Below are 24,652 nucleotides of genomic sequence, written 5' to 3'. Positions count from 1 at the left end.
GCAGTGGTTGAGTGGGCTCTACTACGCTGATTTCATCAGCTTTTACAGCCCTACTCAACTGTGCGGAGGTGGGACGACGAAATCGAATTCTAACGAATTACCGATTTCTGTCCCACTCTCTTTTTCTTGCATAATAGGAAGAAAAGCTATAAAGGTCACTTATTCATTTCAGTCCCGCTTTCTTTGTGGTATAATAAGAACGATTGAATAAAAGCGCTAGAAATAGCGAACAAGATAAGAGGAGAGAAATATGGCCAAAGATATTCGTGTGCGTTATGCACCAAGTCCAACAGGGCTATTACACATCGGAAATGCTCGTACAGCATTGTTTAACTACTTGTATGCGCGTCACCATGGTGGAACCTTTATCATCCGTATCGAAGATACGGACCGCAAACGTCACGTCGAAGACGGAGAACGTTCACAGCTTGAAAACCTTCGTTGGTTGGGCATGGATTGGGATGAAAGTCCAGAGACGCATGAAAACTACCGCCAATCTGAACGTTTGGAACTCTATCAAAAATATATCGACCAACTTTTGGCTGAAGGAAAAGCCTACAAATCTTACGTCACTGAAGAAGAGTTGGCAGCGGAACGTGAACGTCAAGAAGCAGCTGGGGAAACACCTCGCTACATCAATGAATACCTCAGTATGAGCGAAGAAGAAAAAGCAGCTTATATCGCAGAACGTGAAGCAGCAGGAATCATCCCAACGGTTCGTTTGGCAGTGAATGAGTCGGGTATCTACAAATGGCATGATATGGTCAAAGGCGATATCGAGTTTGAAGGTGGTAATATCGGTGGGGACTGGGTCATCCAAAAGAAAGATGGCTATCCAACTTATAACTTTGCCGTTGTCATCGATGACCACGACATGCAAATCTCTCACGTCATCCGTGGAGATGACCACATTGCCAACACCCCAAAACAACTCATGGTCTATGAAGCCCTTGGCTGGGAAGCGCCAGAGTTCGGTCACATGACCTTGATCATCAACTCTGAAACTGGTAAGAAGTTGTCTAAACGGGATACCAATACCCTTCAGTTCATCGAAGATTACCGGAAGAAAGGGTACCTTCCAGAAGCAGTCTTTAACTTTATCGCTCTTCTTGGTTGGAACCCTGGTGGGGAAGACGAAATCTTCTCTCGCGAAGAACTCATCAAGCTCTTTGATGAAAATCGTCTCAGCAAGTCTCCAGCAGCTTTCGACCAGAAGAAAATGGACTGGATGAGCAATGAGTATATCAAGAATGCGGATCTTGCGACCATCTTTGAAATGGCCAAACCATTCCTTGAAGAAGCAGGACGTTTGACAGACAAGGCTGAGAAATTGGTTGAACTCTACAAACCACAAATGAAATCAGTGGATGAAATCGTTCCATTGACAGACCTCTTCTTCTCAGACTTCCCAGAATTGACAGAAGCAGAGAAAGAAGTCATGGCTGGTGAAACAGTGCCAACTGTCCTTGAAGCCTTCAAAGCGAAACTCGAAGCTATGTCAGACGATGAGTTTGTGGCAGAAAATATCTTCCCACAAATCAAAGCGGTTCAAAAAGAAACTGGTATCAAAGGGAAAAACCTCTTTATGCCAATCCGAATCGCCGTTTCAGGTGAAATGCATGGTCCTGAATTGCCAGATACCATCTACTTGCTTGGACGCGAAAAATCCATCCAACACATTGAAAGTATGTTGGAAAAAATTACAAAATAAAATATGAAATAGGGGTGATCATGGAGAACATTTCAAGATTTGTTCAGATCCCCCTGTTTTTGTATTATTTTGTCTCTAACTTTTCCATCAGATACGGATAATTTCAGCCGAAGGTATGGATCGACTATCTGAAATAAGGTATAATAATAACGTGACAATAAGGCTGGTTAGAGGTTGATTTTCCTACTATTTCAGCCTATTTGTACTAATTATTGATGTAAAAAAATATGGTTAGATAGAAATGAGGAAAAATGGCAGTTGTAGTCGGTCGGTATTGTGTGTTTTCGCATAAGAATAAGCAATGTTCGCGTTATTTTCGATTGTCACCTGATGGGCAGATCCAAGATATTGGTGGAGAAGGTCATGATAACGAACGATATTGGGATGTTGAAAATCATCAGATTCGTTTGTTTTCCAAGGATAAGCAATTGACAGCCACCTTTACCTGTTGTTATGAGGAGGAAGGCTATTCCTATTGGGAAGGGATGCATCAGCAAACCATTCCGCTCGAGTTGCGTCTTTATGATTTGCGATCAGATTTATTCGATTTCAAGACGAAATTCACAAGTCGTCATTTAATTGATTATGGTGCCTTAACTGTGGGGCCACATACTTATGGCATTCCTTTGTTGGTTGACTTTGATCATGGTGGAAAGGTTATCATAGGGGATTATTGCTCTATTGGACAGAATGTCTACTTTGTGACCGCCAATCATGCTCTTGACTTGGTGACGACGTATCCTTTTAAGAGCTTAGAAAAATTTTATACAGATCAGTCTTTGCCAATTTCGGATGATCATGTTCTTTATAAACCTACCCTAGTAGGGAATGATGTCTGGATTGGTAACAACGTCCAAATTATGGCGGGAGTTACAATTGGAGATGGAGCAGTAATTGCGGCTGGATCTATTGTGACAAAGGATGTAGCGCCGTATGCAATCGTTGGAGGAAATCCAGCAAAACTCATCCGTTATCGTATTGAAGATGAAGAACAACGTTTGGCAATGCAAAAGATTTCCTGGTGGGATTGGCCAGAACAAGTCGTTGCAGAACGACTAGAAAGTATGATGAGTAAGGATCTCTCTGCCTTTATTGCAGAATATCTTCCCAAATAAAAAAAGTAAAAAGTAAAAATGACAGAAAAAGTTAGTGTAATTGTACCCGTATATAACGTTGAAAAATACCTTAGACAGTGTTTGGATAGCATTCTTCAGCAGACCTATCAAAATCTTGAGATCCTAATCATCAATGATGGCTCAACAGATGGAAGTGATGCGATTTGTCGAGAGTATCTTGAAAAAGATGAACGAATCACCTACTATATTAAGGAAAATTCCGGTGTTTTTGACACCAGAATGATAGGACTGCAAGAAGCATCTGGTGCCTGTGTGACCTTTGTTGATTCAGATGATTGGGTAGAGAAAACTTATATTGAAGAACTGTATGATAAACTAATAACTTATCATGCAGATATAGTGGCCGCTAATTATTATCTCTTTAATGATGCAGAGAGTCTCTTTTATTTCTTTATGGGGGAGCTGGATTATTATGAGCGCCTCTATACCCCTGTACAGCTGATTGATGGACTTTATGAGATAAAGTTTAATAAGAGTTTTGCGCTCCTCTCTGCTTGGGGGAAACTTTACAAACGTTCCTTGTTTGATGAGTTACAATTTTCAAAGGATCGAATAGGAGAGGACCGTTTCTTGAGCCTCAAGGCTTTTTTGAGCAGTGAGAGAGTGGTCTATCTGAATAAAGGTTTATATGCTTATCGAGAACGCACGGGTAGTCTCTCTCATACTTGGACTGGGGAGTGGATGTCTGCCTTGGTTTGTGAGATGGAAGAAAAATTGGCGCTTTTAGCCAACCGGGGGTATCCTCTTGAAAAAACGATCAATCTTTATCAAATGGTATTAAAGGCGTGCTTGGCGAACAGTCGATTTCATGGTTTAGAGAATAGTGAGGCTTATCGACAAATTTCGGAAAAATACCAAGCCTTGAGTTTGATATCACAACCGCATCGTGGAGAAAAACGGGCTATTGTTTTGGCTGCCAATTATCCTTATCTAGATCAGGTTTTGGCAACGATGAAATCAGTCCTTTACCACCATCGGAATATCCGCTTTTACCTCATCAATGGTGATTTCCCACAGGAGTGGTTTACGGGGATGAATCGTCATCTTGTTCGTTTTGATAGTGACATTGTAAATTGTCGTGTCACGAGTTCGCAGATCCAACAGTACAAGACAGATATATCTTATACTGTTTTCTTGAGGTACTTTATTTCGGATTTTGTTAAAGAAGAGCGCGTGATTTACATGGATTGTGATATGGTAGTGACGGGGCCACTTGATGATCTCTTTACAATGGATCTAAAGGGATATCCTGTCGCAGCAGTCCGAGATTATGGGGGACGTGTCTTTTACAACCGAGAAATCTTCAATGCAGGCTTTTTAGTGATTGACAATGCTTATTGGAGAGCCAAACAAATGAGTCAATACCTGATTGAAATGACGAATGAATGGCACGATCGAGTGGACCAGGCAGATCAATCTATTTTAAATATGGTATTTGAAAACAATTGGTATGAACTGCCATTTGATCTGAATCATGTTGTGTTGCACAATCATTTTACAGATTATCAAATTCCAGAAGGTCAAGAGTTTCCAAAGGTTCTCCATTATTTATCTCATAGGAAACCATGGTTTCCGCTAGCGGCACAGACCTATCGGGATGTTTGGTGGTTTTATGCGCAATTGGATTGGTCGGAAGTTTCTAATAATCTTGATTTATCTCCACTGCGTGAAGTAGATCTCTACCCAGAAGGTCGTCCGCTTACTTGCTTGGTCTATACGAGTGTAGCAGAAATTCCTCATTTGGAGGATCTGATTCAACGCTTACCGAATGTTTGCTTTAAGATTGCTGCGCGTGTTCTAGTATCCGACGAGCTTGCACGCCTGCTCGTCTACCCAAATGTAACTGTTTACTCAGGAATTAATAACATGCCTAACCTAGATGAAGAGTTAGTTGCCTTGAGTGATGTATTACTGGATATCAATCCTGGCGAAAAGACAATAGAAATCTTAGATCGTTTTCAGTTGGAAGATAAGCCAATCTTGGCTTTTGAAGAAGTGAAATCGACAGAGCATCATCAACAGGTATTCTCAATGGAAGATTGGCAAGGATTGGTTGATGCGATTTGTAATATGAGAAAGGTACGAGAATAAATGACAGAATTTCAATTGGATGGTAAATTTCAACAGATTTCAATTGACCCTACAGCTCATGTCGAACTGGGTCAGGATGTTACCTTGCGTTCTTTTGTTTGCCTAGAGGTGGGAAATGGAGCAACCCTGAAACTCGGAAATCGCGTTTTCTTTAATATTAACTGTTCCATTCATTGTGGATATCATATTGAAATTGGTAAGGATACCATGTTTGGAGATGGAGTTCGTATTTTCGATAGTAATCATCAATATTCCAACTACCACGTAGAAAAAATTGCTTTTAATTACGGAAAGATCTCGATCGGAAAAAATTGTTGGATTGGTGCCAATGTTGTGATTCTTAAGGGAGTCACGATCGGTGACAATGTTATTATTGGTGCAGGAGCAGTCATTCATAAGGATATTCCAAGTAACTCCATTGTTGTAAGTAAAGAGGAACTCATCATAAAAGAGCGTCCTCAATTAGAGCATCATGTCTTTACTCTGACAGCTTCGGACACTCTGGAAAACCTGACTTATTTGGTAGAAAATCTTCCAGAAGTTTCGTTTCATATTGCAGCCAAGACCAATGTTTCAGATCGCTTAGAAGCTTTTAAAAAGTATGACAATGTAACGTTATATACAAACGTCCATCATGACGATATTATAGAGGATTTATTGGATCAATCAGAAATCTACCTGGATATTAATCATTGGGATCAGGTGGATTCTATTGTAGATCGGGCATTTGAAAAGGGAAAACCAGTCTTTGCTTTTGATAATGTAGCTCACAGGGCAGAGTTGGGTGGTAGTATATTTTCTCATCAGAACCCTGAAATGATGGTGGAAGAAATTCAAAGACGATTGTTTGGACATGCTGTGGATAGTTTAAACTAAAAAAGGAAATAAAATGAAAAAGGCGATTGTACTGGGGGCCGATAATGGCTACATGGATAAGGTAGAAACAACGATTAAGTCAGTTTGTGCGCATAATGACCATATCAAATTCTACGTTTTTAATGATGACCTTCCTTCGGAATGGTTTCGTGTGATGAACAAACGATTGAAAACGATCCATTCAGAAATTGTAAATGTGAAAATTTCGGATCATTCGCTTAGAAATTATCGTTTAGCCATTAGTTATTTATCCTATGCGGCTTATTTTCGTTACTTTATTGGTGAATTTGTTGAGGAAGAACGGGCAATTTACTTGGATTCAGATATCATTGTGACGGGAAGTCTAGATAACTTGTATAATGTTGCCTTAGAAGAATATATGTTGGCGGGGGTACCTGATTATTTTGATGGTGATTATACAGGTGATTTTAATTCTGGTATGATGGTTATTCCTGTCACAAGATGGGAACAGGAGCAAGTTGCCTCACAATTGCTAGAATTGACAGAACAGTATCATCAAACTGTATTTGGTGATCAAGGAATTTTAAATATCTTGTTTAGAGGCCAATGGAAAAAACTAAATCGCTTAAATAATTTTATGGTCGGTATGGATACATTAGCGCAAAGTGTAAATGATCGAGCTTGGTATGATTCGGCCTTACCGGAAGGTGCTTATCCGCTAATTATTCACTATACAGATGATAAGCCATGGTATCATCTTTCAAACAATCGTTACCGGTCGACGTGGTGGTTTTATTATAGTGTGGATTGGTCAGATATCCTGTTAAGAAAAAATCCTATTAATGAAAATGAGGTGGGTGATTGGCATACTCTCATAGAACCACCAAAGTACTATACAGCTATTTTTACGGATTCTTGTGAACTAGAACAAATTGAAATATTTCTAAAAGAACTTCCACAAGTCCATTTTACAATATTGGCTCATACCGTTTTTGCCTCTTCTGTTATTGATCTACAAAAATATGAAAATGTATCGATTCATCCAGGGTTCACACCATTTAATCTTGATGATATTATGAGTAAGCTTGATTTTTACTTGGATATTAATCATGGAAATCAAATTGCTGATATTATCAATAAGGTACATAATATAGGAAAACCGGTTTATGCTTTTGATGTCACAAACCATGATAATTATGGACGAAGCAGGGTGTTTCCCGTTTCTGAGGTGGATTTGATGATAAATGAGATCAAATTAGAGTTAGATTTAAAAAAAGAAAGGTAAGTTGGATGAATAAAGTTATAGCGTTAGGGGCTGATAATGGCTATATGGACAAGGTAGAAACAACAATCAAGTCAGTTTGTGCGCATAATGATAGCGTTAAATTCTACGTTTTTAATGATGATCTTCCTTCAGAATGGTTTCGTGTGATGAACAAACGATTGAAAACGATCCATTCAGAAATTGTAAATGTGAAAATTTCAGACAACCATTTACAGGGTTACCATCTTCCCACAGCTCATCTTTCGTATGCAGCTTATTTTCGTTTTTTCATTTCAAAAATCGTAGAAGAAGAAAGGGTTTTATACCTTGATTCAGATATTATTGTAGATGGAAGTTTGACAGAGTTGTTTGAGACGGATTTTGACGATTGCCCTTTAGCTGCTGTACGAGATGAGGTTATGTGGTCAAATTTTAATTCAGGAGTCATGTTGATTAATAATAAATATTGGAGAGAACATGACATTTCCACTCAACTGTTTGAATTGGCGGATCAATACCATGAAGATGTATTTGGTGACCAAGGGATATTGAATCGTTTTTTTGCTGGGAATTGGAAAGAATTAGAAGCGAAATATAATTTCATGGTTGGGACAGACTCGGTTGATCCTCAATTACAATGGAGGAATTGGAATGAAAGAGCGACTGCTGATGAAAAGGATGTTTTCATTATCCACTATACAGATGCAAAGCCATGGTTACCGACTTACAAAAACCGTTTAGGTGATCGCTGGTGGTTCTATTATGCTCTGGATTGGTCAGATGTATTATTGCGCACAGAAATCACAAATCGTGATTTAGGAGCTTTAACTGTACAGGAACCCTACCATACAGCTATTTTCACAAATGCGTGTGAAATGGAACATTTGGAGTACCTGATTCAAGCCCTGCCTAATGTGCATTTCCATATTCTAGCCCATACAACTTTTGCATCGCAAGTCGTTGATCTTCAACGCTATCTTAATGTGACAATCTACCCTTGCTTTAACCGATATAATTTTGAAACCGTTTTGGAAAAAATAGATTTTTATCTTGATATCAATCATTTTAATGAAATTATGTCGATTACACAGGAAGTTCATAAACTTGGAAAACCAATCTACGCCTTTGACAATACCAGCAAGGACCAGTCTGGAGAAAGTCATGTTTATCCGGTTCAGAACCCTGAAATGATGGTGGAAGAAATTAAATCTTATCTGGTCACATTGACTAATTAGATTTGTGGTGAGAGAGAAAAATCGTTATAAAAATACAACTGGATTTTGCTTGGAGGAGAGATGATTTACACTTTTAATCTGATGGTAGAATTAGAGCCTAACGGTGTCGATGTTGCCCAGGCTTACCGTGGACAAATCTTTAGGAAATTGGGGTGCCCAGCACGTTTTGTTTTTACGCAAGTTCCTCCTAGATATAAATGGGATTACTATTTATCTTTGGGATATGCGGAAGATGAAATCATTCTAGCACATATGTTACTAACAGATCAGCGTGATATGACCTTGACAATGAGTGTGGAGGAAATGAAGCAACGCTTGAATCTTCATTCCACTCCAATTGAACGAGATCAAGAGTTAATATTTCCGGAAGAGAATGGGATTTCTCTTGTCTTGCACCAGAATACTCTTAAATCAAATTATGTTGATTATGTCGATTATTATGTAGCTGGTCATCTTCTTCGTAGGGAACATTACGGGAGTGTAAAGCTTTATACAGAATATTTTACAGCTGTTCCCACTGATGTGGGATTGGTTGCAAGAGTCTTTCGTCGTCTTTTTTATAACTTGGATGGTTCTGTAGCTTTAGAGGAAATGAAAAAGACACCGGGTGAACTGACGGATTCTGTCTATCGGCAGGGGGATCATTGGTTTTATAATGAGCCGGAGCTTTTGAACCAAGCGATCGGCACCTTACAGTTCTCGGCAAAAGACCATATCATTGTGGATCGTATAGAGCGTCTCCCCTTTACACAGGCTCTTTTGAAAATGAAGGGAGAGGCAACCTTATCGTGTGTCCTTCATTCGCTGCATAATTGGGGTGACTGTATCAATTCCGAATATTTCCTTCTTTTTCAGTATGATAACTATTTCGACCATATCATTGTATCTACGGAGGCGCAAAAGGAAGAATTAGAACGGGATCTGTCGACGGATAAGCCTGTATCGGTCTTGCCTGTCGGAGGACTTGAAGGTTTGCAATATTCGGATTGTCGTAAGCCCTATAGCCTGATGATTGCGGCCCGGTTTGTGCGACGAAAGAGATTGGACCTAGCGATCGATGCGGTAGTGGCCTTGCATGAAAAAATTCCAGAGGTTACATTGGACATTTATGGTCAAGGTATGCTTTGGCAAGAAATAGAAGAAAAAATTAAGCAATTAAATGCTCAAAGTTATATTCATCTCAAGGGGCACCAAGACCTTCAAACTCGTTTTAAGGAGTATGAACTTTATTTGGCCACTTCCGAGTGGGAAACGTATGGTTTAACCTTACTAGAGGCGATAGGATCTGGTCTTGTCATGGTGGGGACAGATGTCCCCTATGGGAATCCCACTTTTATAAAAAATGATCGAAATGGTTTTATCGTTCCGTTTGTAGATCGCTCACATGAAGAAGTGGTTGCTGACTTGGATGGAGCTATGCAGAAGGCTTTCGAGCACTTGAATAGACTAAGAGAAGGGTCTTATGAATTAGCGAAACACTATATGACAGATCAAATGATTGGACAATGGAGAGATTTTTTGGTGAAATAGGGGAAGAATAGCGATGTATTATCTAGTCAATGAATGGTCCTTAGATGACGAGAGATTGAGGAAGGACTTAGAACAAATTGGTCTACCGATCCAATCTCTACAGTTAAAAAATGTTCTGGATTCTATTTTTTTCAATCAGAAAGTAGACTCACCTCTGCATATGACCAGCCTTCCGCTACCCCCGTTTTGGGAAGTGTATGTGAATGGGGATATTGTTTCTGATGGAGTGAAGAGAGGAAAGATAGACTGTTTTCAAGATCGCCCTCAAAGGGTTAAAAAAGTAGATTGGTATGATCCAGATGGTCATTGCTCTGTGAGTGACCACTATGATCGATCTGGTAGCCTCTTTCTGAAAGAATTTTGGAGTGCAAATGAACGCCATCTCTCTATTTATACGAATGATAGAATGGGGAAACTCTATCTATTCCATCAACATGATCGTGCGATCTACCAAGCGATCGATGGGTTAGAACAGGGGGTTTCGTCGATAGAAGATGCGAAAAAGGCCCTTCTTCAAGAAGTCCTTTTGCAGGCTGAAACAGTCTTCTTGTCTGATCCAGAATTGTTGAAGGCTTTACCCAAACTTGAGAAGGAACAGGTTATCTTCTATGGTCGGTCAACTCTTCCTGAAGTAGAACTTGCTCCTCTGGTGGACAAGGGTGTAAAAGTGTTCGTTCGTGAACCTAACCTTGATATGGCACCTCATTCGCTATTATTTTTCCCGACTTATTTGGGAGACTTGAGGGAATTTCAGCCACAGGTTCTTATTTTGACGAATACAGAAGAAGTCGAACAAATTGAAGTTCTTGTGAACGCTCTTCCTCATTTTCAGTTTCATATTGCAGCCTTGACAGAGATGGGGGGACGATTAGTGCGTCTCAATGATTACCCAAATGTTCATCTCTATCCAGGAATTTCAGGTGAGAATTATGAGCGGTTATTAAATAAATGCCGTATTTACCTAGATATTGCTTATGCAGATGAAATTTTAGACGGAAATCGAATGGCTCTTGAAAAAGGAATGATTTTATATGCCTTTGAAGAAACCTGTCACCGACCAAATGTTTATACAAAAGATCACTTGTTTCAAAAGGATGACGTTACAGCCTTGCTCGATGAACTATCTCAGCTGGAAGATCCAAAAAAATATCAATCAGCCTATGATAAGCAAAAGATGCATCCGACGCTAGCAACGAAAGAAGAGTTAAAGATGATAGTTCAAATGACAGAAAATAAAGAAGGGAAACTATGACGAAAGTACATATTACAAATCTATATGGTATGGCAGGCGATAGTACTGTTATCTTAGCTCAGAATGCTGTGACAGAAATTGCACGTTCAATGGGTTTTCGTGAAATCGGAATCTATTTTTATAATATCACGACAGACAGTCCAGGGGAACGAAGCAAGCGTCTGGATGGGATCATGGCTAGTATCTCATTTGGAGATATTGTTATCTTTCAATCACCAACTTGGAATGGTTGGGAATTTGATGCGGAATTTGTAGCGAAGATGAAGGATCTGAGGGTCAAATTAGTGGTGTTCATCCATGATGTTGTTCCACTGATGTTCCGAGATAATGCCTACCTCATGCCAGTTTATATGGATATGTTCAACCAAGCAGATGTTATCATCGCCCCATCACAGCAGATGGTGGATCGTCTGCGTAAAGAAGGGCTAACGGTGGAAAAAGTCTTGATTCAAGAATTTTGGGATCATCCTCATAACCTCAGTTTGAACCAACCAGGATTTAAAAAAGAGATTTTCTTTGCAGGATCTTTGACACGTTTTCCAGAGTTGCAAAATTGGTTTTATGAAACCCCTTTGCGAGTTTTTGCGAATGAGCCAAAGAGCAATCCAGAAGCCAATTTAGTGATTGAAGGATGGAAGCGCAATGAAGAACTCCTGATGGAACTCTCAAAGGGAGGCTTTGGTCTTGTCTGGAATACCCAGTACAACGATGGGGAGAATGTTGACTACTACGAAATGAATATTTCACATAAGCTCAGCACCTATCTTGCAGCAGGAATTCCTGTGATTGTACCCAACACCTTATCAAATAGTCATCTGATAGAAGAGCGTGGCTTAGGATTTGCTGTGAACAGTTTGGAAGAAGCCAATCAATTGGTTCAAAATATGGATCCAAAAACGTATCAAGAAATCAGTAGTAGGGCTCAAGGGTTTGCCTTCCTCCTTAAAGAGGGCTATATCACTAAGAAGTTGTTAGTTGATTCAATCTTTTGCCTGGCCTGCAAGTGATGAATACCTTTTACATCGCACTCTCTGCTAAAATATAAAAGAAAATGGAAAAAATGGAAAAAATTAGTGTCATCGTCCCTGTATATAATTCAGAGGCCTATCTTGAAAATTGCTTAAATAGTATCATCCAACAGACCTATCAAAATTTAGAAATTATCTTAGTCAACGATGGTTCAACGGATGGTTCTGCCGCTATTTGCCAACGCTACAAGATTCAGGACCCTCGAGTGAAGGTCTATCATAAGTCCAATGGTGGAGTTGGATCAAGCCGGAATCGTGCTTTAGAAGCGGTGACAGGAGACTGCATTCTCTTTGTGGATAACGATGATTGGTTGGAACTGGATCATATCGAGAGTTTATATCATTTGCTGAAAAAAGCAGATGCAGATATTGCAATTGGAAATTTCGCTCAATTTATGGAAGAAGAGGGGAACTTTTTAATCCATGTTGGGGGAAATGATTATTTTGAGCGTGTCTATTCTCCTTTTGAGTGGTTCCAACATCAATATGATGGGCAGTATAATCTGAGCCAATGTTTCACGGTCCCTTGGGCAAAGCTTTATAAGGCGGAATTGTTTAAAGAGATTGTTTATCCAACAGATAAAACGGTAGAGGATGATTATACGACCTACAAGGTCTATCTACAAGCCGATAAAATTGTCTATATGAACCGTGCCATCTATCTGCATCGTAAACGTGAGACAAGTGTGACCAAAACGGTCAATCTTGCAGATGTTTATCCGTTACAAAGTATCGAAGAACGCATGATGATTCTTCAATTGATCGGAGCTCCAAAGGGCTTAATAGATGCAGAAATTGCTGCTTACAAGTGGCGATTGGCCATTCATGAAGAAGAGACCTTAAAACATGGAGACATGGAAGCTTATCAGCAAGTACTGGTAAAAAAACGGATCAAGGAGAAGAGTTTTCATGCATGATACAAAAAGTCGGGCGATTGTTCTAGCAGGGAATCAGAACTATACCGCTCAGTTATCGACGACTATAAAATCCATCTTTTATCACAATAAAGATGTGAAAATTTATGTTTTGAATCGAGATATCCTTCCAGACTGGTTTCGAAAACCACGGAAGATGGCTCAGCTCTTAGGGGGCGACCTCATTGATGTCAAATTGAATCCAGACGATGTGAGGGATACCTGGTGGACTCAGGAACATATTAGTCTGGATGCTTATTCTCGCTACTTTATTCCGAAGTATATCTCAGAGGAAAAGGTGCTGTATCTCGATGCGGATTTGCTGGTTCTAAAGAACTTAGAGGATATCTTTGAAATAGATATGAAGGGCTACCCGATTGCAGCCGTGATGAACACAGATAACCAAAGCTTTAATGCGGGTGTCTTATTAATTGACAATGGTTTGTGGAAACGAGAAAATATGACAGAGCAGTTGGTGAATGAGACGAATGGCTCACTCCAGCAAGCTTTAGAAGGAAATATTCCTAAATTTAATGGGGATCAGACAATCTTTAATAAGGTCTTTCGTGATAGATGGTTAGCCTTGGATAAAAGGATGAACCTCCAAGTTGGTCATGACGTGACTGCTTTTATGAGTCGTTGGCCAAATCACTTTATAGATAGTGAAGATCCCTATATTGTCCACTTTCTTTCTCACAGGAAACCGTGGACGACGCTAAGTGCCAATCGTTTCCGTCAATTATGGTGGGCCTTTCATGACATGGATTACAGTCAGGTCTTGTCTCACCATATGGGGGACTTCCAGATAGAGATGGATCCAGATTATGAGCTTCATCTGTTCAATTTGACCAATTCTCAATCCTTCAAAAACCTTGAGGAACTGATTCAGGGACATCCGAAGGCCTTGTTCCATATTGCTGCCTATACGGAAATGGGAGAGGAATTGGTGCGTCTTGCAAAATATGAAAATGTGAGATTGTATCCAGAAGTCGTCCCTCCAGTATTGGAAGAACTTATCCATCGTTCTGCTGCCTATTTAGATATTAACTATGGTACTGCTGATCAAGCAACCTTGTCAGCTTATGCGAAAACAGGAAAACCGATCTTATCCTTCCCAGAAACCAGACATAGTGAGCAAGCGCAGTTAGAGGTCAACACGATTGAACAAATGCATTCACTCATCAAAGAGCGTATAAAGACAGGTAAATGGGGAGAGGTTCACGAGCTTCCACGAATGCACTCCTTTACCATGACCCAAACGCAAGATCTCGAGTCAATCGAAGAACTGGTTTGTGCTCTTCCATTTGTGCAGTTTCATATCGGTGCTTGGACAGCTATGGGGCCTAAGTTAGTCGAATTAAAGCAACATCCCAATGTTAGTTTGTATCCTGCGATCAATCAGGAGCAGTTGACCCAGCTGATTCATAGTGCGGATCTTTATTTGGATATTAATCATGGCGATGAAGCTGGTGAGATTCTATCACAGGTAGAAATGGCGGGGATTCCTAGTTTTGGTTTTTATAAAACTCAACACGGGAACCATGGGCAGTTTCTTTTTTCAAGTGAGCGACCACAGGAACTGATTACGGCGATTGAGCAGTTGGATGGAGAAGGAAGCTTGCCTCAAATTCTCCCTCTACCAACGGTTAAGTCCATTGATGAGAGTCTGGACTTCATTAGGGAAAATCATTCATCTGTCATTCGTTTTGGAGATGGTGAAATCAATCTAATTGCTGGCCATTCTATTGCCTACCAAGATTATCATCCTGAACTAGCACGATCTCTACGTGAGTTGGTTGGAATGAACAGTACAGAAAAACTCTTAGTCTGTTTGCCAGATGCTTTCGAAGATCGCTTCCAATTTACATGGTGGGCAGAAGATTTTTGGAAAAAGCATTTGGATCATTATGATCAGTTTTATCGTGAAATTGCTCCAGCTCCTTGCTATGGATCTACCTTTATTTCACGTCCTTATATTGACTTTAAGGATAAAAGTCGAGCAGCCTCCCAGTTTGACAAACTTAAAAAACTGTGGGAGAATCGGGATATTCTGATTGTTGAAGGAGCAACTTCTCGTACAGGGGTGGGTAATGATCTGTTTGATCGTGCAAACTCCATCCTACGAATTGTTTGTTCTTCACACAATGCTTATAAGGATGTGGACACAATTGAGGCCACGATTCGCCAATATGCGGAGGATCGCTTAATTCTGATTATGTTAGGCCCAACAGCAAAAGTATTGGCTGCTCATTTGGCGAATGATGGTTACCAAGCATTGGATATTGGGCATATTGATTCAGAATACGAGTGGCTACAGATGGGAGCACAGACGAAAGTCAAGTTGAAACACAAACACACGGCAGAATATAATTTTGACCAAGATATTGAATTCATCGAGGATGAAACCTACACCAAACAAATCGTGGCAGACTTATCTCGTTTGCCAATAGAATAAGAAAGATACATGAATAATAAAAATGCAGTAGTATTGGCAGGAGATTATGCTTATATTCGTCAGATAGAGACCGCTTTAAAATCTCTCTGCTATCACAATCGCCAGCTTAAAATATACCTTTTCAATCAAGATATCCCAGTCGAGTGGTTCCGTGCCACGAGAGAGCATGTGGAGAGACTCGGAGGAGAGCTTCTTGATATTAAGTTGATTGGACCACAGTTCCAGATGAATTGGACGAACAAACTGGGTCATATCAACCATATGACCTTTGCACGGTATTTTATTCCAGATTTTGTTCAGGAGGATCAGGTTCTTTATTTGGATAGTGATCTTGTTGTGACTGGGAATCTTGATTCTCTTTTCAATCAGGAGTTGGGAGAGAATTATGTTGCTGCCGTTCGTTCTTGTTTTGATGCGGGAATTGGTTTTAATGCGGGCGTATTATTGATCAATAACCGTCTTTGGAAGGATCAGCAAATCCGTCAGGTTCTAGTCGAAACGACAGAGCGCGAACATGCAAATGTGGGAGAAGGGGATCAGTCGATTCTCAATATGGTATTTGAAGATCGCTATTTAAAATTGGATGATATTTACAATTTTCAAATTGGCTTTGATGCGGGAGCAGGGGAAGCTGGTCATCGTTTTGTGTTTGAAATCCCTTTGGACCCGCTCCCTTTGATTCTTCATTATATCTCTCCTGATAAACCGTGGAACCAATTTTCAGTAGTGAGATTACGTGACCAGTGGTGGCGGTATCATCTAATGGAGTGGTCTGAGGTGATGAGTCATTGGAAAGAACGTGGCTTTGAGTTGGGACCAAAAAATTCCAAGCCCCTTCTAACCTGTTATACACTAACGAATTCTTATCTCTTAGAACAGATAGAATATTTGGTCCAACACCTTCCAGAAGTTCATTTTGAAATCGCTGCTTATACTTATATGGCAGTAGAGTTATTACGTTTATCACAATATCCAAATGTGAGTCTTTATCCGAATACGTATCCGCTTTTGATCGAGCAACAGTTACCACAGGTAGATCTTTATTTAGATATCAATCATTTTGATAAAATCCCATTGATATATGAGTTGGTTGGTCAGGCCGGAATCGCGATGTTTGCATTTAAAAATACCCAGGGACAGGGACAAACTTACCAGGCTGTTTTTTCTCATGAACATCCAGAAGAAATGGTGGCAGCTATACGTCATTATATTGAAGAGCGTAGAAGTAATAGAAAGGGGCCAGACTTATTGTGAGCAGATTTCGACATACCGTTGTTTTAAAACGGATTTCTTGGACCTTGTTTTTCCTCTTTATATATATGTTAGGAAGCCAATTGCTATTACCTTTTGTCAATCTGGATGATCCTAACTTTTTAGGTGGAGCCACTTACTCGTTAACTTTTACAAGTGCCATGATGGGAGGGAATCTAAAGTCGCTTTCTGTCTTCTCTGTCGGCTTATCCCCCTGGATGTCTGCCATGATTCTCTGGCAAATGTTCACACTTTCGAAAAAGTCAAACTTAGGGAAATTACCAATAGAAATTCAAGATCGGAGACGAATGTATTTGACATTAGGGATTGCTTTGATCCAGTCATTGGCTGTTTCTCTCAACTTACCGATTGAGGCGGGTATTCCCAAGGGGCTAGCAATTGTCACAAATACGTTGCTTTTAATAGCGGGGGCCTTCTTTCTGGTTTGGCTGTCAGACCTGAATTCTTTCATGGGAATTGGTGGTTCTATTGTGATTTTGATGGCTAGTATGGTAGCGAATATTCCACAACAGATTGTGACGAGTATCCAACGCTTGCATGTTGGTTTGGATTTTATTCTCTTACTGGTTGTCATGGGTGTGATCTTTCTCTACGTTTCTGTTACTTTCCAGGAGGCACGCTATCGGATTCCGGTAAATAAAATTGACATTCATAATCGGTTTAAACAATACTCTTATTTGGATATTATGTTGACACCAGCAGGTGGGATGCCTTTTATGTATGCCATTTCAATGGTTTCTATTCCTCAGTATGTGCTGCTCTTATTGCGGATGGTGCTTCCTAAAGCTGACTGGATTCCTAAATGGATATCGGCTCTCACAATTGGGCAACCTCTTTGGCTGGTGCTCTACCAACTGATTCTATTTGTTTTGTCCATTGCTTTTGCCTTTGTAAATGTCAGTGGTGAACAAATCTCGGAGCGGATGCGGAAGTCTGGCGAATATATCTATGGTATTTATCCTGGTCCCGATACTAGTCGCTTCCTGAATCGTTTAGTCATGAGATTTGCAGTTATTGGAGCAGTATATACTGTTTTGATGGCGGGAGGTCCCATGTTGGTCGTTTTAATGGATCCACAATATCTACAATTAAGTATGATTCCAGGTATGTTTCTGATTTTTAGTGGGATGGTTTATAATATTCGAGAAGAAGTAAAAGCCTTGACGCTAAATGAATCCTACAAGGGATTGTTTGAGTAGAATGATAGTGAGAAATGCTGGTGCAAATACGATCACTCTCAAGAATGTTTTGAGAGTGATAGGCAGCTAGATGAATCAATTGTCTGGCTACCTATCACTACGATGTTCGTAGCCCAGTAGAAAAAGTTTTGGTCTTTCCTTATGGAAGATTGGTTTTCTATAGAAAAGGCATCTTTAATAATGTTATTTCCCCACTTTGTTGTTGGGATAAGCGCGTGAATTATAATCAAAATAAAGTCATTGAAAAGGAGCACTATGTACTATTTTATTCCTGCTTGGTACGGGCAAGGGGTTGAGTTTTGGCAACCAGATATGACCCCATGGTACAATAGAAGAAAAAAAATTGATTTTGATGATACACTCCATCAAGTGAGAATCTTTCAAGAACAGGATCTGGATCCGACCCTATTGTTGCTGACCTACCAACCTCATTTACGGTATTTTTTGCATCGATACGATCTTTTAGAAGCCAATTATTTTTCAGTTTTTGATGCGATTCAAGGAATTCCCGATCAACCCATGCGTTGTCTTCAAGTGAAGGACTTAAGTTGGGGAGATGATTGTGATTTTATCTATACCCCCTTTGCAATTGTAGTAGAGAAGAGGGGCCAACGTTACGCTGAAATTGAACTAGGACCCGAAGGATATCTGAGCATGATCCGCTATTTTCGAAGTGGTCAAATTTTGAGGGAAGTGATTTATGATGATCGTGGCTTTGTTTCCAGTGTCCTTCAATTTCAAGATGGGCGGGCAAGTTATCGTGCCTATATGAATTCAGAAGGGATATGGCAGCTGTGCCATTTTCTTGATGGGCGTGGAATTGTCTGCAATCCGGATATGAAGCATCGCTTTAAAAAAGACTACTATCTTAATTTGGAAGAGGTTATTTGGGAGTTCTTTGATCGCTATCTTGAAGAACAGACCCAAAGCTCGGATTGCTTTGTAGTGGCTTCTGAGCAAAGAATGAACCGAGATGTTTTTGAGCATCTTCCTCAGGAGAGCAAAAAGGTTTTAACCTGGTTTAAAGAGAGGAATCAATCAGATTCAATAGAAGATTACGAACCCTATTTAAAAGCAACCCAATTAGTGGTTAGTGATCATCAGAAGTTTGTAGATCAGGTTTGTGAATGTTTCCCAGATCAGGCGTCAAAAGTTCGACATATGGCGCCCTACGATACACGACTTTCTCTAGGGATGAGTCAACGTGTAAAAGAATCAAAAATCTTTTATCAGATCGATTTAGACCAGTTGGATATGGATGCCATTTATCAAGTATTGGCATTTGTAGCTAAATATCCTAGAACGAAGGTGTTATTTGGTTGTTTCAATGCCCAGCATGCTGACTTTGAAACTTTTAAAAAAGGAGTAGAAGACCTCATTTCAAGATCCTTTCGACTAGATGATTTTATATCTATTAAAGAAAGTCAGGGAGCTGAAAACAAGCTAGTAGAAAATCAAGAAATGGAGTATCGTTTTGACTTTGTAAACCTTCTTGATGAAACAACTTTGATGAGGGAATTGGAGTACACACGTCTGATTGTTGATCTGAGTCCGGAGCCTCATCGATACACCCAGCTTGCTGGTATCAGCGCAGGGATCCCTCAGATAAATATTGTAGCTTCTGATTATGTTAGTCACTTAGAGAATGGTTATATTTTAGAACAATTAGAAGACTTTGAGGAAGCCGCATACTATTATCTAGGTCAATTAAAACATTGGAATCAGGCTTTAATTGCTGCAATTGATAAGATCAGAGAAAATACAGGGGATCGCTTTGTCGCAAAATGGGAAAATGACTTGAAGGAGAAATAGAATGTCTAAAGTGACTATTTTGCAAATTGGACGTGAAAATTGGATGAACCGGTTAGAGCCTCCAAAAAATATAACATGGATCTACCTGCGTGCCGGGCTAGCGAGTGATATTAAGGCACGAATGAAGCAGGGAAAAATAAAAAGTTTTGATGCTGTTTTAGTAGATGATCCGCTTGCTTTGTGGCTGTTATCGGATTTACGTGATTATTTGGCCCCCTATACTGTTTTCTATGATGAAACTATCAAAATTGTCGATCCGCGTGTAGAACAATTTACAAAAGAGGTGTGTGCAGTACCAACTGACTTCTCTCATCCTCAGGAACTCCTTTGGATCTTGCCAAAGGCGCTATTTTCAGGTCAGTATGGTGATAAACTGTTTCCTTTCCAAATTCAGGTACAACCACGATTTAAAGGGAAGGTAACCTATAATGGTCATGAGAATATGTGCCTTGAAGGAGACTATGGTTCTTCTTTTAAACCCCTATTAAATTGGTCTTATAATATACGAGTCGATAAAGATAGACCTGTCGAATTGTGGTTGGAGTTTGAAAAAGAAGAGACCTGTCAGTGTCAGCTGATTTTAAGAGTGATTCCAGAAGGTGCTGTTACCGATATTGCAAAGACGGTCATTGTCAGTGAAGAAGAGATGCGTGAAGGCGCGATTGTTCTAGACCAAGAGATGACCTATATGATATCTGCAACTCTTGAAGCCAAGGGGCAAGGGCGTCTCATAGTTGGAAATCTTCATCAACGTTGGACACGATTCCAATTTGGGAAGTACTTATTAGGAGGAGGCATCTTACATGATCGTTACCGTCAAGAATTGAATTACTTCTTTCATCCAGGAGATTTCAAGCCACCCTTATCCGTGTATTTTGCAGGTTTTCGCCCGGCAGAAGGTTTCGAGGGGTATTGGATGATGCGTTCGATGGGGACTCCCTTTCTTCTATTTTCAGATCCCCGATTACTAGGTGGGGCATTTTATATGGGGAGTGATGAGTTAGAACAAGGTGTACGAGATACCATTCAGCACTATTTGGATTATTTGGGATTTGATCAGGACCAACTGATTTTTTCTGGAATGTCAATGGGGACTTATCCCTCTATGTATTATGGTGCTGATTTTGAGCTACATGCCATTATTGTTGCAAAGCCTCTTACAAATATAGGAACGATTGGAAATAGAGCACGGTTGTTAGCACCGGAAGTCTTTCCAACAGGAATTGATGTCCTTCATATGCAGACAGGTGGTTTAGAAAATGCTGAGGTTCAAGAACTGGATAACCGTTTTTGGGACAAGTTTAAGCAGGCAGATTTTAGCAATACAACCTTTGGACTTTCTTATATGAAGGATGAAGATATGGATCCAACTGCCTATGACGATTTGACCACTGCACTTTATTATTCAGGTGCTAAAATCCTCAGCAAGGGAACCACAGGACGACACAATGATGATTCGACCACTGCGACAACCTGGTTTATCAATTTTTATCGAATGATACTAGAAAATGATTTTGGAAGAAAAGGATAGAGATGACATATATGAAAACACCTCAAATTTTATGGGGAGCGAATATGAGAACCTATATGCATGGTTCACAAGTTGAACAATTTCAAGATGGTTCGGTTCATTTTTATAATCCTTTAGTGGCTTCAGGAACGGAGATACATTCTTGGACTGCCATACAAAATTATCAAGGAAGTCGGACCCAGCCAGTCTTGCCTTTATTGAAAAAAGGTCAGACCTACCGACTAGATGCTTTTTATACGACGGTTCCACAAGACTCGGTTTATCTCAAAGTAAGTTTTTGGGATCGCTATGATAAGGAAGTGAAACAAATTATTGAAAAGAGTCATTCGGTGACATTTGTCTACCCTAAGGAAGCCTATTATTATAGTATTGCTTTGTTGAGTGCAGGCGTGCTGGAGTTGAACTTTAAAGGGATGGGCATTGAAGAAGTAGGTGATGGACATGTTTAAACGTTTAAGACCGATGAAATCTGTCAAAGAATTACTTCACCAAGTCAATAGTTGGGCTGAGCAGATCGAACCATTAACAGATCAACAATTAAGGGACAAGACGATTACCTTTAAAAAGCGACTGGAACAAGGTGAAACGTTAGATGATCTGTTGCCAGAAGCTTATGCAGTGGTCCGTGAAGCCGATCGGCGTGTTTTAGGGATGTTTCCTTACGATGTACAGGTCATGGGAGCTATTGTGATGCACCAGGGCCATATCGCTGAGATGAGTACTGGTGAAGGAAAAACGTTGACAGCCACCATGCCTATTTATCTAAATGCTTTGACGGGTGAAGGGGCTATTCTTGTCACAACCAATGAATACCTAGCCAAACGTGACGCGGAAGAGATGGGACAGGTCTATGAGTTTCTAGGCTTATCTATCGGCGTTCCATTTGCACCAGATGGAGAAGATCTGGAAGCATCAGATAAACGTGCGATTTATGCATCTGACATTATCTATACGACGAATAGCGGTCTCGGATTTGATTACTTAATTGATAATCTGGCATCGAATGAAGAAGGGAAATTTTTACGTCCATTTAACTACGCGATTATCGACGAAGTTGACTCGGTTTTATTGGATAGTGCTCAAACGCCATTAATCATTTCGGGATCTCCTCGTGTACAATCAAATTATTATGGCATGATCAATACCCTTATGACCACAATGGTTGAAGGGGAAGACTACATCTTTAAAGAAGAAAAAGGTGAGGTTTGGTTGACAGAAAAAGGTGCTCATTCAGCAGAGGCTTATCTGGGAATTGATAATCTTTATGCCAAAGATAATGGAGAATTTGCTCGACATCTCATCTATGCATTAAGAGCTCATAAACTTTTTAAAAGAGATAAAGACTACATCGTTCGCCAAGGAGATATGGGAGCAGAGGTTGTCCTACTTGATCGAGCAACAGGTCGCCTTATGGAGTTGACAAAATTACAAGGTGGGCTCCATCAAGCGATTGAAGCAAAAGAGTTAGTCAAACTTTCTCCCGAGACGCGTGCGATGGCTTCCGTTACTTATCAGAGTCTCTTTCGAAAATTCAAGAAGATTTCAGGAATGACTGGGACCGGGAAGACAGCTGAGAAAGAATTTCTAGATACATTTGGAATGCAAGTCATTCAGATTCCGACCAATCGTCCCAAACAAAGGGTAGATTACCCAGATAATCTCTATGTGACCTTGCCAGAAAAAGTTTATGCTTCTTTAGAGTGTATTAAGACCTACCATGCACTTGGCAATCCTCTTCTCATTTTTGTTGGATCTGTTGAGATGTCTGAACTTTATTCGAATTTGCTCCTCCGAGAAGGAATCGCTCATAACCTCTTAAATGCCAATAATGTTGCCAGAGAAGCTGAGATGATTGCGGAGTCAGGTCAGATGGGTGCTGTTACGGTTGCGACTTCTATGGCCGGAAGAGGGACCGATATTAAATTGGGCCTTGGGGTAGCAGAGTTGGGTGGTCTTGTGGTCGTTGGGACAGAAAGAATGGAAAGTCAACGGATCGATTTACAAATCCGCGGTCGTTCTGGACGTCAGGGAGATCCAGGAATATCGAAGTTCTTTGTGTCCTTAGAAGACGATGTCATCAAAAAATTCGGGCCTGAGTGGGTACATAATTTTTACAAAGATTACAATGTGGATGATCGTGTTCATTATCAGGAATTAACAGGGCGTCGTTACCGTAGATTGGTTGAAAAAGCTCAAAGAGCAAGTGATAGTACAAGCCGTTTTTCACGGCGTCAGACATTAGAATACGCTGAGTGTATGAATATCCAGCGGGAGTTAATCTATGGACAACGTGACCACTTGATTTATCAGGACCAAGACTTGAATGAGACCATAGATGCTGTCCTTCATGACTATATAGAAAATGTCGTAAAAGAGGGAAGCCTAACAAAAAAGGAAGATTTGTATCACTTTATTCTCAACAATATCAGTTTTCAAATTGATCAAATACCAGACAATCTTGATTTACTAGATGAAAGAGCGGTTGCTTCTTTGATCTATCATTTCGCGTATGAAGAATTAAATCGGAAAAAAGAACTCTTAGAAGCTTTTGACCTTGTTCGCTATTTCCAATGTTTGGCGATGTTAAAAGCGATTGATGATAACTGGGTTGAACAGGTAGACTATTTGCAACAGTTACAACAGGCTATTGGTGGGCAACAAGCAAGCCGCAAAAACCCTATCGTTGAATATTACCAAGAAGCCTTTGCTGGTTTTGAGGCAATGAAATCACAAATCAAAAAAGATATGGTACGTAATCTTCTGCTAAGCCAAATTTTAGTCTCACCAAATGGTGAGATTGTGACCCATTTCCCATAAAAAGAAAGGAAACTATGTCAAAGAAAGATCTATTTCACGAAGAAGTTGAAGGGCGCATGGAAAAATTAAAGCAAAAGCCAATCAAAAAAGAAAAAACGACAACAGGCGAAAGGATTAATAAAATCTTCACCACTTTGTTTGGTTTGGTGATTATCGTCGGTCTTCTCTTTACCTTGCTTGGTTTGTTGAGGTGATTATGGAAGTTTTATGTTTAATCCTATTGATTGTTTTAAGTGTTCTACTAATTGTATTGATTACACTACAGCCACGGCAAACACAGATTTTTTCTAATGATGCTATGAGTAATATCGGAAAAGGTAGTTACTGGTCAAGCCAGCCTTTACTAAAGATCGGGACCTTGGTGACGAGTTTAGCTCTTTTAGTGTTACTACTTTTCCTGATGATTTTCGTTTACAATTAGTGGTCAAGTTAAGATTGAGTCAGAGAGTGGGACAGAAATCGGTAATTCGTTAGAATTCGATTTCGTCGTCCCACCTCCGCACAGTTGAGTAGGGCTGTAAAAGCTGATGAAATCAGCGTAGTAGAGCCCACTCAACCACTGCGTCTT

General features: G+C 40.0%; 19 protein-coding genes. All 19 read left to right on the top strand.

Going from position 1 to position 24,652, the window contains the following annotated elements:
• The first annotated feature begins 250 nt into the window (after positions 1 to 250).
• The 19 genes from gltX (at position 251) to PCY07_RS09755 (ending at position 24,505) form a co-directional block, all read left to right on the top strand.
• Positions 251 to 1,711 carry a glutamate--tRNA ligase gene (gene gltX / locus PCY07_RS09845; protein WP_301356616.1) on the top strand — a complete coding sequence of 487 codons (1,461 nt, stop codon included), beginning with the start codon at positions 251 to 253 and terminating at the stop codon, positions 1,709 to 1,711.
• 251 nt (positions 1,712 to 1,962) lie between these two features.
• A complete protein-coding gene (locus tag PCY07_RS09840; protein WP_301356617.1) occupies positions 1,963 to 2,826 on the top strand; it encodes a CatB-related O-acetyltransferase in 864 nt (287 codons plus the stop codon).
• Between the two features lie 18 nt (positions 2,827 to 2,844).
• Positions 2,845 to 4,938: a glycosyltransferase gene (locus PCY07_RS09835; RefSeq protein WP_301356619.1), complete on the top strand. Its 2,094-nt coding sequence runs from the start codon at positions 2,845 to 2,847 to the stop codon at positions 4,936 to 4,938.
• The gene (locus PCY07_RS09830; protein ID WP_061604854.1) at positions 4,939 to 5,814 is read left to right on the top strand and encodes a DapH/DapD/GlmU-related protein; all 876 of its coding nucleotides are present in this window, start codon (positions 4,939 to 4,941) and stop codon (positions 5,812 to 5,814) included.
• 13 nt (positions 5,815 to 5,827) lie between these two features.
• The gene (locus PCY07_RS09825) at positions 5,828 to 7,060 is read left to right on the top strand and encodes a glycosyltransferase family 8 protein (RefSeq protein WP_061455800.1); all 1,233 of its coding nucleotides are present in this window, start codon (positions 5,828 to 5,830) and stop codon (positions 7,058 to 7,060) included.
• Positions 7,061 to 7,065: 5 nt separating this feature from the next.
• On the top strand, positions 7,066 to 8,274 hold the full coding sequence (locus tag PCY07_RS09820; protein WP_061455799.1) for a glycosyltransferase family 8 protein: 1,209 nt from the start codon (positions 7,066 to 7,068) through the stop codon (positions 8,272 to 8,274).
• Positions 8,275 to 8,334: 60 nt separating this feature from the next.
• Positions 8,335 to 9,804 carry a glycosyltransferase gene (locus PCY07_RS09815; RefSeq protein WP_301356620.1) on the top strand — a complete coding sequence of 490 codons (1,470 nt, stop codon included), beginning with the start codon at positions 8,335 to 8,337 and terminating at the stop codon, positions 9,802 to 9,804.
• Positions 9,805 to 9,817: 13 nt separating this feature from the next.
• On the top strand, positions 9,818 to 11,056 hold the full coding sequence (locus PCY07_RS09810) for a hypothetical protein (RefSeq protein ID WP_301356621.1): 1,239 nt from the start codon (positions 9,818 to 9,820) through the stop codon (positions 11,054 to 11,056).
• A complete protein-coding gene (locus tag PCY07_RS09805) occupies positions 11,053 to 12,063 on the top strand; it encodes a sugar transferase (RefSeq protein ID WP_301356622.1) in 1,011 nt (336 codons plus the stop codon). The genes PCY07_RS09810 and PCY07_RS09805 overlap by 4 nt, the downstream gene beginning before the upstream one ends.
• 53 nt (positions 12,064 to 12,116) lie before the next feature.
• Positions 12,117 to 13,001: a glycosyltransferase family 2 protein gene (locus tag PCY07_RS09800; protein WP_301356623.1), complete on the top strand. Its 885-nt coding sequence runs from the start codon at positions 12,117 to 12,119 to the stop codon at positions 12,999 to 13,001.
• The gene (locus tag PCY07_RS09795) at positions 12,994 to 15,453 is read left to right on the top strand and encodes an SP_1767 family glycosyltransferase (RefSeq protein WP_301356624.1); all 2,460 of its coding nucleotides are present in this window, start codon (positions 12,994 to 12,996) and stop codon (positions 15,451 to 15,453) included. The genes PCY07_RS09800 and PCY07_RS09795 overlap by 8 nt, the downstream gene beginning before the upstream one ends.
• A 9-nt stretch (positions 15,454 to 15,462) precedes the next feature.
• Positions 15,463 to 16,707 (top strand): glycosyltransferase, encoded by a 1,245-nt coding sequence (locus tag PCY07_RS09790; RefSeq protein ID WP_268683422.1) that lies wholly within the window; start codon positions 15,463 to 15,465, stop codon positions 16,705 to 16,707.
• The gene (gene secY2 / locus PCY07_RS09785; RefSeq protein WP_080976242.1) at positions 16,704 to 17,924 is read left to right on the top strand and encodes an accessory Sec system protein translocase subunit SecY2; all 1,221 of its coding nucleotides are present in this window, start codon (positions 16,704 to 16,706) and stop codon (positions 17,922 to 17,924) included. The genes PCY07_RS09790 and secY2 overlap by 4 nt, the downstream gene beginning before the upstream one ends.
• Before the next feature lie 255 nt (positions 17,925 to 18,179).
• A complete protein-coding gene (gene asp1, locus PCY07_RS09780) occupies positions 18,180 to 19,736 on the top strand; it encodes an accessory Sec system protein Asp1 (protein ID WP_301356625.1) in 1,557 nt (518 codons plus the stop codon).
• Position 19,737: 1 nt separating this feature from the next.
• Entirely contained in the window at positions 19,738 to 21,267 is a 1,530-nt protein-coding gene (gene asp2, locus PCY07_RS09775; RefSeq protein WP_301356626.1) for an accessory Sec system protein Asp2, read from the top strand.
• A 2-nt stretch (positions 21,268 to 21,269) separates the two neighbouring features.
• The gene (asp3, locus tag PCY07_RS09770; protein ID WP_301356627.1) at positions 21,270 to 21,716 is read left to right on the top strand and encodes an accessory Sec system protein Asp3; all 447 of its coding nucleotides are present in this window, start codon (positions 21,270 to 21,272) and stop codon (positions 21,714 to 21,716) included.
• A complete protein-coding gene (gene secA2, locus PCY07_RS09765) occupies positions 21,709 to 24,084 on the top strand; it encodes an accessory Sec system translocase SecA2 (RefSeq protein WP_301356628.1) in 2,376 nt (791 codons plus the stop codon). The genes asp3 and secA2 overlap by 8 nt, the downstream gene beginning before the upstream one ends.
• A gap of 14 nt (positions 24,085 to 24,098) precedes the next feature.
• Positions 24,099 to 24,278 (top strand): accessory secretory system protein Asp4, encoded by a 180-nt coding sequence (asp4, locus tag PCY07_RS09760; protein WP_215195184.1) that lies wholly within the window; start codon positions 24,099 to 24,101, stop codon positions 24,276 to 24,278.
• Positions 24,279 to 24,280: 2 nt separating this feature from the next.
• Positions 24,281 to 24,505 (top strand): accessory secretory protein Asp5, encoded by a 225-nt coding sequence (locus PCY07_RS09755; RefSeq protein ID WP_041818376.1) that lies wholly within the window; start codon positions 24,281 to 24,283, stop codon positions 24,503 to 24,505.
• The last annotated feature ends 147 nt before the right edge of the window (positions 24,506 to 24,652 follow it).

This window comes from Streptococcus sp. SP1 (assembly GCF_030440005.1).
Classification (GTDB): domain Bacteria; phylum Bacillota; class Bacilli; order Lactobacillales; family Streptococcaceae; genus Streptococcus; species Streptococcus parasanguinis.
Note: the sequence above shows the minus strand (reverse complement) of the source record. Positions and strands in the feature narration are given on the sequence as shown.